Origin of the sequence: Streptomyces sp. NPDC006207 (assembly GCF_040613835.1) — a bacterium.
In the GTDB taxonomy this organism is placed as follows: domain Bacteria; phylum Actinomycetota; class Actinomycetes; order Streptomycetales; family Streptomycetaceae; genus Actinacidiphila.
Window position 1 is genome coordinate 23,860 of sequence record NZ_JBEXSX010000014.1, and the last position, 13,549, is coordinate 37,408.

General features: G+C 75.1%; 8 protein-coding genes. 3 read left to right on the forward strand and 5 right to left on the reverse strand.

Annotated elements, in window-relative coordinates:
* The first annotated feature begins 129 nt into the window (after window positions 1-129).
* Window positions 130-387, forward strand: a complete 258-nt coding sequence (locus ABZ312_RS13825; RefSeq protein ID WP_500327935.1) for a glutaredoxin domain-containing protein — start codon at window positions 130-132, stop codon at window positions 385-387.
* Between the two features lie 52 nt (window positions 388-439).
* Here ABZ312_RS13825 and nudC read toward each other — a convergent pair whose 3' ends face one another.
* The 3 genes from nudC to ABZ312_RS13840 are packed head-to-tail and all read right to left on the reverse strand — an operon-like array spanning window position 440 to window position 6,270.
* Complete coding sequence (gene nudC / locus ABZ312_RS13830) at window positions 440-1,393, reverse strand: NAD(+) diphosphatase (RefSeq protein WP_499513834.1); 954 nt, start codon at window positions 1,391-1,393, stop codon at window positions 440-442.
* Between the two features lie 43 nt (window positions 1,394-1,436).
* Window positions 1,437-2,825 carry a dipeptidase gene (locus ABZ312_RS13835; RefSeq protein ID WP_500437697.1) on the reverse strand — a complete coding sequence of 463 codons (1,389 nt, stop codon included), beginning with the start codon at window positions 2,823-2,825 and terminating at the stop codon, window positions 1,437-1,439.
* Between the two features lie 10 nt (window positions 2,826-2,835).
* Window positions 2,836-6,270 carry an ATP-dependent helicase gene (locus tag ABZ312_RS13840; protein WP_500437699.1) on the reverse strand — a complete coding sequence of 1,145 codons (3,435 nt, stop codon included), beginning with the start codon at window positions 6,268-6,270 and terminating at the stop codon, window positions 2,836-2,838.
* 96 nt (window positions 6,271-6,366) lie between these two features.
* On the opposite strand from ABZ312_RS13840, the gene ABZ312_RS13845 reads away from it, so the two are divergent.
* Window positions 6,367-6,567, forward strand: a complete 201-nt coding sequence (locus ABZ312_RS13845; protein ID WP_500327940.1) for a hypothetical protein — start codon at window positions 6,367-6,369, stop codon at window positions 6,565-6,567.
* Between the two features lie 10 nt (window positions 6,568-6,577).
* Here the strand turns inward: ABZ312_RS13845 and ABZ312_RS13850 are convergent, their stop codons facing one another.
* Both ABZ312_RS13850 and ABZ312_RS13855 read right to left on the reverse strand, forming a co-directional pair.
* Window positions 6,578-9,865, reverse strand: a complete 3,288-nt coding sequence (locus ABZ312_RS13850; protein ID WP_500437701.1) for an ATP-dependent helicase — start codon at window positions 9,863-9,865, stop codon at window positions 6,578-6,580.
* A gap of 234 nt (window positions 9,866-10,099) precedes the next feature.
* Window positions 10,100-10,501, reverse strand: coding sequence for an MGMT family protein (locus ABZ312_RS13855; RefSeq protein WP_500327944.1), 402 nt, complete (start codon window positions 10,499-10,501; stop codon window positions 10,100-10,102).
* Window positions 10,502-10,674: 173 nt separating this feature from the next.
* On the opposite strand from ABZ312_RS13855, the gene ABZ312_RS13860 reads away from it, so the two are divergent.
* Window positions 10,675-13,548, forward strand: a complete 2,874-nt coding sequence (locus ABZ312_RS13860; protein ID WP_500437702.1) for a lysylphosphatidylglycerol synthase transmembrane domain-containing protein — start codon at window positions 10,675-10,677, stop codon at window positions 13,546-13,548.
* Window position 13,549: the final 1 nt, after the last annotated feature.

Genomic DNA, 13,549 nt, shown 5'->3' on the forward strand with positions numbered 1-13,549 from the left:
AGACGGCCGGGAAAGTTATCCACAGCTGAGGTGGGATGGTCGTACCGCGAACGATTGCAAGGAATGCCGAGGCAAGGGGTTAGCGTTCTCGGGATCGACGTCATCCCCCACCTTGAGGAGCGAACACCGATGTCCGGCACTGTGACGATGTACAGCACCACGTGGTGCGGATACTGCCGCCGCCTGAAGGGTCAGCTGGACCGGGAGGGAATCACCTTCACGGAGGTCAACATCGAGCAGGACCCGGAGTCGGCGAAGTTCGTCGAGAGCGTCAACGGGGGCAACCAGCTCGTCCCGACCCTCCTGGTGTCCCCCAAGAGCGGCGCCGAGCCGGTCGCACTCAGCAACCCGAGCCTGGCCCAGGTCAAGCAGGCCCTCGCCGGCTGAGCGTCCCGGCCCGGCCGCGCGGCAGGCACGGCCGGGCCGCACGGGCCCGCGCTCAGCGGCGGGCCGGCAGCGGCATCCCGTACCAGCGCTCGATCAGCCGCGCCGCGATGGAGATCCCGTACGGCGGCAGCACCTCGCCGGTCTCCATCGCCTTGCGGTACTCCTCGCGGGAGAACCAGCGCGCCTCGTGCAGTTCCTCGCCGTCCACGGTGATCTCCGCGGACGTGGCGCGCGCCATGAAGCCCAGCATCAGGCTGGAGGGGAACGGCCAGGGCTGGCTGGAGACGTAACCCACCTCGCCGACGGTCACGCCGGCCTCCTCGGCGACCTCGCGCACCACGGCCTGCTCGATGGACTCCCCCGGCTCGACGAAGCCGGCCAGCGTCGAGAAGCGTCCCTCCGGCCAGTGCGCCTGGCGGCCCAGCAGCGCCCGGTCCTCCTCGTCGGTGACCAGCATGATCACCGCCGGGTCGGTGCGTGGGTAGTGCTCCGCGCCACAGGCCGGGCAGCGGCGGATGTGCCCCGCGGCGGCCACCACGGTGCGCTCGCCGCAGCGCGAGCAGAAGCGGTGCATGCGTTGCCAGTTCTCCAGGGCGACCGCGTGCACCATGAGCCCCGCGTCGCGGTCCGACAGCAGGGCCCCGACCTCCCGCAGCCCCGCCGGGCGGGCGGCCTCGTCCAGGCGTCCGGGCAGCGCGTCCTTCTGCAGTGCGAAGTAGCGCACCCCCTCCTCGTCGACGCCGAGGAAGTAGCGGTGCACCTCGCTCTCCGGTGCCTCGAAGCTCGGCATCATGACCAGCTCGGTGCGGCCGTCCGGGGTGTCCTCGACCAGGACCTGCCCCCCGGAGACCACGAACACCTGCGTCTTCGGGTGGCTCCAGGCCGCCGCCAGCCACGCCTCGTCGAGCCGGTGCTCGGCGGCGCGGTCCACGCCCGACGGGCGGGCGAGGGGCGGCGGGAAGGCCGTCGCGTCGAAGGTGGTTCCGGTTCCGGACGTATCGGACAAGATTGCTGTCAACTCCCCGTAGCGCGCGGATGGATGCGGATGCTCACAGAGTCGTGAACTCGCTCCAGAGGTACGCGGACGTCTCCACGCCCTTGAGCAGAAGGTCGAGTTCCACCTTCTCGTTCACCGAGTGCCAACCGTCGGACGGCACGGAAATTCCCAGGAACAGGACGGGGACATCGAGGACGTCCTGCAGGTCGGCCGCCGGGCCCGAGCCGCCCTCGCGGGTGAACAGGACCTCCTTGCCGAAGGCCCGGCCCATGGCCCGGGTCACTGCGCCCAGCGCGGGGTGGTCCAGCGGGGTCAGGCAGGGGCGGGTGGCCCCCCAGAAGGTGATCTCGTGCCGGATCCCGGCCGGGACGCGCGCGGCGACCCAGTCGGCGACCAGCCGCTGCACCCGGTCGGTGTCCTGCCCGGCCACCAGCCGGAACGACAGCTTCAGCTGCGCCGAGGACGGCACGATCGTCTTGCCGCCGGGGCCCTGGTAGCCGCCGCCGATGCCGTTCACCTCGGCGGTCGGCCGGGCCCAGACCCGCTCCAGGGTGGAGTAGCCGGCCTCGCCGCTCGTCGCGTGCGACTTCGCGGTGCGCAGCCAGCGCTCCTCGTCGAAGGGCAGCCGGGCGAACAGTTCGCGCTCGCGGTCGGTGAGCTCGACGACGCCGTCGTAGAAGCCGGGGATCCTCACGCGGCCGTCCGCGTCGTGCAGCGCCGCGGCCAGCCGGGCGGCCTCGGTCGCCGGGTTGGGGACGGCGCCGCCGAAGGAACCGGAGTGGATGTCCTGGTCGGGGCCGTACAGGTCGATCTGGCAGTCGGCCAGGCCGCGCATGCCGGTGCACACGGTGGGGGTGTCCTCGTCCCACATGCCGGTGTCCGAGACGATCACGGTGTCGCAGGCCAGCCGTCCGGCGTGGGCGCGGACGAGGTCGGTGAAGTGCGGGGAGCCCGACTCCTCCTCGCCCTCGACCAGCAGCTTCAGGTTCACCGCGGGGGCGGTGCGGCCGGTGGCGGCCAGGTGGGCGCGGACGCCGAGCGTGTGGAAGAACACCTGTCCCTTGTCGTCGGCGGCGCCCCGTCCGTACATCCGGCCGTCGCGGATCCGCGGCTCGAAGGGCTCGCCGTCCCAGCCGTCCTCGAGGGCGGCGGGCTGCACGTCGTGGTGGCCGTAGACCAGCACCGTCGGCGCGTCCGCCGCGTCGGAGGGCCACTCGGCGAAGACCGCGGGAGCACCCGGGGTCTCCCACACCTCGGCCACCGGGAAGCCGGTCTCCTTCAGCTTCGCCGCCAGCCATTCGGCGCTGCGCCGTACGTCGGCGGAGCGCTCCGGATCGGCCGAGACCGAGGGGATGCGCAACCACTCGGCGAGGTCGCCGAGGAAGGCGTCACGATGTGCTTCGACGTAACTGCGGACGGCGCTGTCCGGGGTGGTGCTCATGCCCTTGAGCCTATCGGGCGACGCCGGGACCCTCGGCGTCGGCACCGGGCGCGTCCCCCGGCCCGGGCTCCGGGCCGCCCAGCAGGAGGCGTTCCAACGCTGCCCGGCCGGGCAGCGCCTCGGGCCGGGTCAGCTCCCCCGTCCTCACGTGCAGGAATGCGGCCGTGACCTGCGACAACGGCACTCCGTGCCGCTCGGCCCAGGCGAGCCGGTAGACGGCGAGCTGCAGCGGGTCGGCGGTGCCGGCCCGCCCGGTCTTCCAGTCGACGATCTCGTAGCCCTCACCCTCCCGGTACACCGCGTCGATCCGGCCGCGGATCACCCTCCCGGCGAGGTCGATCTGGAACGGCGCCTCGACGCGGTAGGGGGTGCGCTCGGCGTACGGGGTCCGCAGGAAGGCCTCCTTGAGTTCGGCGAGGTCGCGCTCGTCGGCGATCTCGTCGTCGCCCTCGATGCCGGGCAGCTCCTCGGGGGCGATCAGCGGCAGTTCCTCGAACCGGGACTCGACCCAGGCGTGGAAGCGGGTGCCGCGCCGGGCCGCGGGCCGTGGCGGGCGGGGCATGGGGCGGGCCAGCTCGCGGGCGAAGCCCTCGGGGTCGGCGGCCAGCCGCAGCAGCGCGGAGGCGCTGAGCGTGGTGGGCAGGGGGACGTCGTGGACGGCCGCGCGCGAGCGGAGCAGTTCCTCGGTGAGCGCGTCGAGGTCCCGGTCCCAGGACGCGACGGCGCGGGCCTCCTCGGGGAGCAGCAGCTCACCGCCGTCGAACCCGGAAGCGGCCACGGGTACCGAGGCGGGCCCGGGCCCGTGCGGGCCGGGCTGCCCGGGGATGGCGGGCGGCCGGTCGTCGGACCAGTCCTCCCAGTCGCCGGTGTCCTCCTCGCCGTACTGGTCGTCGTACGCGTCGTACGGCGGCTCCTCCTCGTCCTCGGGGGGCGGCGGCCAGTCGGGGTCGGGAGCGACGGCCACCGGGTACGCGGCCGGCGCCCGCAGGTGGGCCAGCACCTTGCGCGCGGCCTCGCGACGGCGGGCCAGGGCGGCCGGGTCCAGGGGCAGCGGCCACGGCGTCTCGGCCGTACGGGCCAGGGCCGGGTTGACGGCCTCGGGCGCGGGCTCCTCCGCCCAGTGCTCGACCTCGCCGTGGCCGGCCTCGCAGTGCGCGCGCAGGGCGTCGAGGAAGGCGGACGGGCCGAAGGGCCGCTTCTGGCTGGGTCCCCACCAGTGGCCGGAGCCGAGCAGCAGGGAGCGGGGCCGGGTGAAGGTGACGTAGCCGAGCCGGAGCTCCTCGACCCGGTTGTGTTCGGCCATGGCCGCCTTGAAGGCGGCCAGGCCCGCCCGGGACCACTCCTCAACGTCGGGGAGGGTGGCGGCGTCACCGCGCAGCGCGTGCGGCAGCGCCTTGGCGTTGAAGTGCCACAGCTCGCGGCCCCGCTCGCTCGGGAAGCCCTTGCGCACCAGCCCGGGGACGGCGACGACGTCCCACTCCAGCCCCTTGGACTTGTGCGCGGTGAGCACCTTCACCGTGTTCTCGCCGCCGGGCAGCGAGCTGTCCAGGCCCTTCTCGTACTGGGCGGCGGTGCGCAGGAAGCCCAGGAAGGCCAGCAGCGTGGCGTCGCCGTCCAGCGAGGCGAAGCCGGCCGCCACGTCCAGGAAGGCGTGCAGGGTCTCCCGGCGGCGGGCGGCCAGCGCGTGCGGGGACGCGGAGAGCTCGACCTCCAGGCCGGTGACGGCGAGCACCCGGTGCAGTACGTCCATGAGCGGGTCGGCCAGCGACCGGCGCAGCTCGCGTATCTCGGTGGCCAGGCGCGCGAAGCGCACCCGCGCTTCGGCCGAGAAGGGCAGGTGGTCGTCGGGCTCGCCGTCGACGAAGGTCTCCAGGGCGTCGGCGAGCGAGATCACCTCGGCCGGGTCGACGCCTTCCACGGCGGCCGCCAGCCGGTCCGCGGTGCCGCCGCGGCCCGGTACGAGCAGCCGGGCCCGCCGTCCGAGCAGCGCCAGGTCGCGCGGCCCGATCCGCCAGCGCGGCCCGGTGAGCAGCCGGACGAGGGCGGCGTTGGCCGTCGGGTCCTGCAGCACCTCGCAGACGGCGACCAGGTCGGCGACCTCCGGCAGGTGCAGCAGCCCGGACAGGCCGACCACCTCCACCGGCACGTCCCGGGCGACGAGCGCCGCGTGGATGTCGGCGAAGTGAGCGGCGGCCCGGCACAGCACCGCGATCTCGCCGGGCGCGGTGCCCGTGCGCACCAGGTGCGCGATGGAGTCGGCGATCCAGGCGATCTCCGCCTCCTGGGTGGGCAGCAGCGCGCAGCGCACGACACCGTCCCGTTCGGCGCCGGGCGCGGGCCGCAGGGCCTCGACGCCCTCGTGACGCTCGCGCAGCTCGGCGGCGAGGTCGTTGGCGAGGTCGAGCAGCCGGCCGCCGCTGCGCCGGTTCTCCGACAGGGACTGGCGCCGGGCGGGCGTCCCGTCGGCGTGCGCGAAGTGGAGCGGGAAGTCGTCGAGGTTGGCCACCGAGGCGCCGCGCCAGCCGTAGATGGCCTGGCAGGGGTCGCCGACCGCGGTCACCGGATGGCCCGTGCCGTCGCCGAACAGGGCGGAGAGCAGCAGGCCCTGGGCGACGGAGGTGTCCTGGTACTCGTCGAGCAGCACCACGGCGTACTGCTCGCGCAGGATGCGGCCGACCTCGGGGCGGGTGCGGGCCAGGGTCGCCGACAGGGCGATCTGGTCGCCGAAGTCGAGCAGGTCGCGCTGCTTCTTCTCGGCGCGGTATGCGGCGGCGAGCCCGGTCAGGTCGATGCGGGCGCGCGCCGTCTCGGGGAGCCTGCGCAGATCCGCGTTGGTGAGCCGGACGCCGTCGAGGGCGGCGAGCCACTCCCGGTCGTGGGCGAGCAGCCGCTCGGGCGGCACCAGGTGCTCCGCCAGCTCGCCCTCCAGCGCCAGCAGATCGCTGACCAGGGTCGGGATGCCCTTGGTGAGCGCCGGGAAGGGACCGGGCGCGGCCCGCAGGACGCGCGCCGCCAGCTGGTAGCGCGTCGCGTCGGCGAGCAGCCGCGCGGTCGGCTCCAGCCCGATGCGCAGCCCATGCTCCTTCAGGAGCTGTCCGGCGAAGGCGTGGTACGTGGAGATCTGCGGCTCGCCCGGCGCGTGGTCGGGGTCCGCCGGGTCCGGGTCGGTGACCCCGGCCCGGACGAGGGCCTTGCGCACGCGCTCCGAGAGCTCGCCGGCGGCCTTGTTGGTGAACGTCAGCCCCAGCACCCGCTCGGGGGCGACCTGCCCGGTGCCGACCAGCCACACCACGCGGGCCGCCATGACCGTCGTCTTCCCGGAACCGGCACCGGCCACGATCACCTGCGGGGCGAGCGGCGCGGTGATGCACGCCAGCTGCTCCGGGGTGAACGGGATGCCCAGCAGCTCCTTGAGCTGCTCGGGACCGGTGATGAGGGAGGACACGAAGGGGAGGTTATCGGGCACCACCGACACCGGCCGCCGCCGCCCGTTCCCGCCGGATGCCATCCGGCCCCGCAGGCACTCGCCGGCGTCCCCGGTGTGATCACGCGGTTCTACCGGTTCGAGATCGGTGCAGCCGTCCGTGCCACGGCCTCCGCCTACGGTGATCCACTGCTCCGCCCGCTCGACTCGAGCCACCTCGCGACGGCACAGCTCCTCGCCGGCCAGGCAGGCGCGGATCCGCTCGTGCTGAAGGCTGCCCAGGACCTCGGGCCGCGGGCCGAGGCCCCCGGCTGCTGAGACCCCCGCCTCACTCCACCACGTGCCGGCCCTCGGGGCGGCCGCTGCAGGAGGCCCGGAAGGCGCAGTTCTCGCAGTGCTGGCCGGTGGAGGGGGTGAAGCGCTCGTCGAGGACGCGGGCGGCCGCGCCGGCGAGCAGGGTGTCGGCCCAGTCGCCGCTCAGCGCCTCCTGGTGCTGGACGGTGGGCTGGGTGTCGCCGCCGTCGCGGCGGGCGGCGCCGAGGCGGAGCTGGACGAGCTCGGCGCCGCCGGGGGCGGGCCGGGTGCCGTGGAAGAGCTCGTCGACGGCGCCCTCGCGGACGGCGAGCTGGTAGACGGCGAGCTGCGGGTGGCCCTCGACCTCGGCGGCGGTGGGCTTGGCCTTGCCGGTCTTGAAGTCGACGACGTAGGCGTTGCCTTCGGCGTCGGTCTCGACGCGGTCCATGCTGCCGCGGATGCGGACGGCCACGTCCCCCGTCTCCAGGGTGACGTCGAAGCCGTGCTCGGAGGCGACGGCAAGGCGGCCGCGTTCCATGACGTGCCAGCGCAGGAAGCGCTCCAGGGCGGCCCGGGCGTTCTCCTTCTCCTGCTGGGACTTCCAGGGCGCGTCGAAGGCCAGGGCGTTCCACACCGAGTCCAGCCGCTCCATGAGCACGTCCAGGTCGGCCGGGGTGCTGCCGGAGGCGACCTCGTCGGCGAGGACGTGCAGGACGTTGCCGAAGCCCTGGGCCGCCGTGGAGGGCGGCTCGGCCTTCACCTCGCGGCCGAGGAACCACTGCAGGGCACAGGTGTTGGCCAGCTGGTCCAGCGCGCTGCCGGAGAGGGTGACCGGCTGGTCGCGGTCCCGCAGCGGGACCTCGGAGCGGGTCTGCTCGTACAGGCCCCACCAGCGTTCGGGGTGGGCGGCGGGCACCAGCGGCTGGCCCGCGTCCTCCAGGGCCGCCAGGCGCGCCAGGCGCCGCGCGGCGGCCTCGCGCAGGGCGGGGGAGGCGGCCGGGTCGACGGTCGTGGCGCGCAGCTCGGCGACGAGGGCCGCGACCGACAGCGGGCGGCGGGCCCGGTGGGTGACGTCGACGGGCTCGACGCCGAGTTCGGCGAGGAAGCGGGAGGGCTGGTCGCCGTCGTCGGCGGCGGCCTTCACGGCGGTCACGACGAGCCGCTCACGGGCGCGGGTGGCCGCGACGTAGAACAGCCGGCGCTCCTCGGCGAGCAGGGCGCCCGGGGCGAGCGGCTCCGCGAGGCCGTCGCGGCCGATGCGATCGGCCTCCAGCAGCGAGCCGCGGCGGCGCAGGTCGGGCCAGAGCCCCTCCTGGACGCCGGCGACGACGACGAGCCGCCACTCCAGGCCCTTGGAGCGGTGCGCGGTCATCAGCCGTACGGCGTCCGGCCGGACGGCGCGCCGGGTCAGCACGTCGGCGGCGATGTCCTGGGCGGACAGCTCCTCCAGGAAGTTCAGCGCGCCACGGCCGCCGGTGCGCTCCTCGGCGCGGGCGGCGGTGTCGAAGAGCACGCACACCGCGTCCAGGTCCCGGTCGGCGTTGCGTCCTGCCGCGCCGCCGCGCGCCGCGGCCCGCTCCAGCCGGCCGGGCCAGGGGGTGCCGTCCCACAGCTCCCACAGCGCCTCCTCGGCGGTGCCACCGCCGGCCAGCAGCTCGCGCCCCTTGCGCAGCAGCCCGCCGAGCCGCTGGGCGCCCCGCGCGTACGACGGGTCGTGCGCCACCAGCCGCTCGGGCTCCGCGAGCGCCTCGGCGATCAGCTCGTCCGACGGCCGCGGTACGGCGACCCCGGCGGCCCGCTCCTCCTCGCGCAGGGCACGGCCCAGGCGGCGCAGGTCGGCGGCGTCCATGCCGCCGAGCGGGGAGACCAGCAAGGTGAGCGCGTCCTCGACGCGCAGGCCCGGCTCGGGGGCGTCGGGCAGGGCGGCGTGCGCGCAGACCCGCAGGGCGAGCAGGAGGGGGGCGACGGCGGGCTCGTCGCGCAGCGGGAGGTCGTCCCCGTCGATCTCGACCGGCACCCCGGCGGAGGTCAGGGCCCGCCGCAGCACGGGCAGCGAGCGGGAACCCGCGCGCACCAGGACGGCCATGTCGGACCAGGGGACGCCGTCCTCGAGGTGGGCGCGGCGCAGCACGTCGGCGATGCCGTCGAGTTCGGCACCGGGCGTGGGGTAGGTGCGGACGGCGGCCGAGCCGCCCTCGCGGACCGGCGCGAGCTCGCGGTGGGCGCGGACGGCGGCGGCCGGGAGCCGGGTCAGCGGCATCCGCCGCGTCAGGAGCCGGGTGGCGGCCAGCAGGGCGGCACCGGAACGGCGGGAGGTGGTGAGGACGCGGACGCCGGCGGGGCGGCCGTCGGCGTGCCGGAAGGCCTCGGGGAAGCCGAGGATGCCGTTCACGTCGGCGCCGCGGAAGGCGTAGATGGACTGGTCGGGGTCGCCGAAGGCCACCAGGTGGCGGCCGCCGCCCGCGAGCGCCTGCAGCAGCCGCACCTGCGCCGGGTCGGTGTCCTGGTACTCGTCGACGAAGACGGCCTCGTAGGCCCCGGCGAGCTGGCGGGCCACCTCGGGACGCCCGGCCAGGAGCACCGCGCGGTGCACCAGTTCGGCGTAGTCGATGACGCCCTGGAGGTCGAGGACGTCCAGGTACTCGGCGAGGAAGCCGGCCGCCGCCGACCAGTCGGGGCGGCCGGTGCGGCCGGCGGACGCGGCCAGGGCGCGCGGGCCGAGGCCGAGCTCGCGGGTGCGGGCCAGCACGGCCCGCACCTCGTCGGCGAAGCCGCGGGTCGTCAGCGCCGCGCGCAGCTCGTCCGGCCAGCGCACCCGGGTCCGGCCCCGCCGCTCCAGTTCGGCCTCGCCCGCCAGGAGCTCGCGCACCGCCAGGTCCTGTTCGGGGCCGGACAGCAGCCGCAGCGGGTCGGCGAACAGCTCGGGGTCCTGGTGGGCGCGGACCAGGGCGTAGCAGAACGAGTGGAAGGTGGTCGCCTGCGGTGCGGCCGCGCCGCCCATCCGGGCGGCCATGCGGTCCCGCAGTTCGCCCGCGGCCTTGCGGCTGAAGGTGAGGACGAGGATCCGTTCCGGGTCGGTGCCGCGTCGCACGCGCTCGGCGACGGCCTCGACCAGGGTGGTGGTCTTCCCGGTGCCCGGACCGGCGAGCACCAGGAGCGGACCGCCCGCGTGCTCAACCACCGCGCGCTGTGCGGCGTCCAGTTCAGGGGGCGTCACCGGTTCCGGAGCGGTCCGTAGCAGTCGGTAGCCGCCGGACGGCCCGACCGTCCCCCCGGAGCGCCGTGCGGCGGCGTCCGTCTGGCGGGTGGAGGAGGAGGTCACGTGGTTCGCCGGTTCCGTGTGCGTGCGGGTGCGTGTGCGGCGGCCTGTGCCGCCGGTGGCCGGGGGAGGCCGGGTGCCGACGGTACGCCACCGGTCGACGGGACCGCCGCGCGTCCCGTCCTTCCCGTACGGATGCGGGAGCGGCCGGGCGCGGGGCGCCGTACTCCGTCCGGACGGCCGATGGCATCAACCGGTCGCCGATGGCGGAAGCTGGATGGTGTGAGCGTCCGGTCGTCAGTCGTCCCCGCCGGGTGCGGGCACGGGGTCCGTGCCGTCCCAGCGGGCCCTGCGCATGTCGAGGCGGGGTATGTGGCCCTTCGCGGCCCGCGGGGCCTGGCGCAGCGGGGTGCCCTCGGCGCGGTAGTGCTCCAGGGCGCGCAGCTCGTGGCCCGGCAGCAGCCCGCCGTCCGCGCGCACCACGCGCCACCACGGCACGGCCCCGCCGTACAGCGCCATGACGTGGCCCACCTGCCGGGGACCGCCCTCCTCCAGCCACTCGGCGACGTCGCCGTAGGTCATGACCCGTCCGGGCGGGATCCGCTCGGCGACGTCCAGCACGCGCTCCGCGTACGCGGGCAGCTCCTGGACCTCGTCGTCCGGACCGTCGTCCGGGGCGTGTGCGGTGTCCTTGCTCATCCGTCACATGGTGCCCCACGGCACCGACAGTCGCGGCCGGCGCCTGCGCGTACGGGGGCGCCCGGGACGGCGAATTGCCCCCTCCTGCGCCCATGCGCGCGCCGCTCGTGCCACCATCATCCGGGCGGTGACTGGTGATACGAGATCAAAAAGAGACAGCAGGAGAGCACGACGTGAGCGGGAACGGAGCCGCTCGCGCGGTCCCGGCTGCCTCCGAGGGCCCCGGGGACGGCGCCCCGGCGACCCCGGACGAGCGCGCCGGGCAGGCCGTGTCCGCGTCCGGTGACGCCCCGCGCGGTGAGACCCGCGCCACATCGAAGGCCCCGGCCGGAGAGCCGGCGGTGACGCCCGCGCGGTCCGGGGACGACGCCCAGGACGGCACCCCCGGCACCGCCGAGGCCCCGGACACCGAAGCCCCCGGCACCGCCGACGGCCCCGGCGCCGAGGAGTCCGTCACCGGCACCACCCCGCACACCGACCCGGTGGCGCGGGACGAGCCGCTGCTGCCCGCGCGCGTGCACCGGCCCGTCGACCTGATGCGCTTCCTCTTCGGACTCCTCGGCATCGCGATCGTGCTGATGATCGCGGGCTTCGCGCACGCGACGACCTCCGGCGTGGAGCAGGACATCGCCGAGGGCGCGACGCACGCGCCCGAGCCCTTGATCACGATCGCCGGGCTGCTGGCGACCGTGGCGGTGCTGATCGTGCCCGTGGCGTTCGCCGTGGAGCGGCTGATCAAGCGGGACGGGCTGCGCATCGCCGACGGCGTGCTGGCCGCGGTCCTGGCCCACGGGGTGTCGCTCGCCACCGACCTGTGGGTGTCGGACGCGGCGCCGGTGGCGATCCGGGACGCGCTGACCCGCGACGCGCCCGGCGGCGGGATCACCGACCCGGTCCACGGCTACCTGGCCCCGGTGATCGCCTACATGACGGCGGTCGGCATGGCCCGGCGCCCGCGCTGGCGGGTGGCGCTGTGGTTCGTGCTGGTCGTGGACTCCTTCGCGGTGCTGGTGGGCGGCTACACGACACCGTTCTCGATCATCGTGACCGTGCTCATCGGCTGGACCGTGGCGTACGGCACGCTCTACGGGGTCGGCTCGCCGAACGTCCGCCCGACCGGCCAGAACCTGCTCGCGGGCCTGCGCCGGGTGGGCTTCGCCCCGCTGACGGCGGTCCGCGCGGAGGACGAGTTCCCCGACGCGCCCGACTCCGACCGGGGCCGCCGCTACCTGGTGACCCTGGAGCAGGGCCCGCTGCTCGACGTCACGGTCGTGGACCGCGAGCAGCAGGCGCACGGCTTCTTCTACCGCATGTGGCGCCGGCTCCAGCTGCGCGGGATCACCCAGCGGCGCAGCCTGCAGTCGCTGCGCCAGGCGCTGGAGCAGGAGGCGCTGCTGGCGTACGCGGCCATCGCCGCCGGCGCCAACGCCCCGCGGCTGATCGCCACCTCCGAGCTGGGCCCGGACGCCGTGATGCTGGTGTACGAGCACATGGGCGGGCGCTCCCTGGACGCGCTGTCGGACGAGGAGATCACCGACGAGGTGCTGCACGGCGCCTGGGAGCAGGTCCGGGCGCTGCAGTCGCGGCGGATCGCGCACCGCAGGCTGGTCGGCGAGGCGCTGAAGATGGATCGCCACGGCGACGTCTTCCTGACCGACCTGCGCGGCGGGGAGATCGCGGCGGGCGACATCGTGCTGCGCATGGACGTGGCGCAGCTGCTCACCACCCTGGCGCTGCGCGTCGGCCCGGAGCGGTCGGTGGCCTCGGCCGTGGCCGTGCTGGGCCCGGACGCCGTCGCCGACTCCCTGCCGCTGCTGCAGCCGATCGCGCTGAGCCGCACCACCCGGGCCACGCTGAAGCAGCTCGCCAGGGAGCGGGCGCAGCGTGAACGCGAGGCGGTGCTGGCCGCGTCCCGCGCCCGGAGGGCGGACGAGGAGACCGGTGACGCGGGTGAGGCAGCCGGCAAGGACGCGGGCAAGGAGACCAAGGCCGAGCGGCGGGCCGAGAAGAAGGCGATCGAGGACGCGCTGGACGGGGTCCGCGAGGAGGACCTGCTCACCCGGATCCGCCACCAGGTGCTGTTCATCCGTCCGCAGGCCCCGGTGGAGCCGGTACGGCTGGAGCGGGTGCGGCCGCGCACGCTGATCAGCATCATCGCGGGCGCCTTCGCCGCGTACTTCCTGCTCTCCCAGATCAGCAGCATCGACCCGGCGACGCTGCTGGCCGAGGCGAACTGGATCTGGGTCATCGTGGCCGTGCTGGCCTCCGCGCTCAGCTACGTCGCGGCGGCGATGGCGCTGTCCGGCTTCGTGCCGGAGAAGCTGTCCTTCGTCCGCACCACGCTGGCGCAGGTCGCCGGTTCCTTCGTGAAGCTGGTGGCCCCCGCGGCCATCGGCGGCGTGGCGCTCAACACGCGCTACCTGCAGAAGTCGGGCGTGCGCCCGGGCCTGGCGGTGGCGAGCGTGGGGGCCTCGCAGCTGGTCGGCCTCGGTTCGCACATCAGCCTGCTGCTGGTGTTCGGCTACATCACGGGCACCGAGAAAACGCCCTCCCTGTCGCCGTCGCGGACGGTGATGGCGGGTCTGCTGACGGCCGGGGTGCTCTTCCTGGTCGTCACCGCGGTGCCGCCGTTGCGGCGCTTCGTGTCCACGCGGGTGCGGGCGCTGTTCGCCGGGGTGGTGCCGCGCATGCTGGACGTGCTGCAGCAGCCGATGAAGCTCACCACGGGCATCGGCGGCACGCTGCTGCTGACCCTCGCCTTCGTGCTGTGCCTGGACGCCAGCATCCGCACCTTCCACGGCGAGGTGAACTTCGCGGCGGTCGCGGTGATCTTCCTGGCGGGCAACGCGCTGGGCTCCGCCGCCCCGACCCCGGGTGGCCTGGGCGCGGTCGAGGGCGCGCTGATCGCCGGTCTGACCACCATCGGCCACCTGGACTCGGCGACGGCCACCTCCGCGGTGCTGCTGTTCCGGGTGCTGACCTTCTGGTTGCCGGTGCTGCCCGGCTGGCTGGCGTTCACCCAGCTCACCAGGCGGCAGGCGCTGTGAC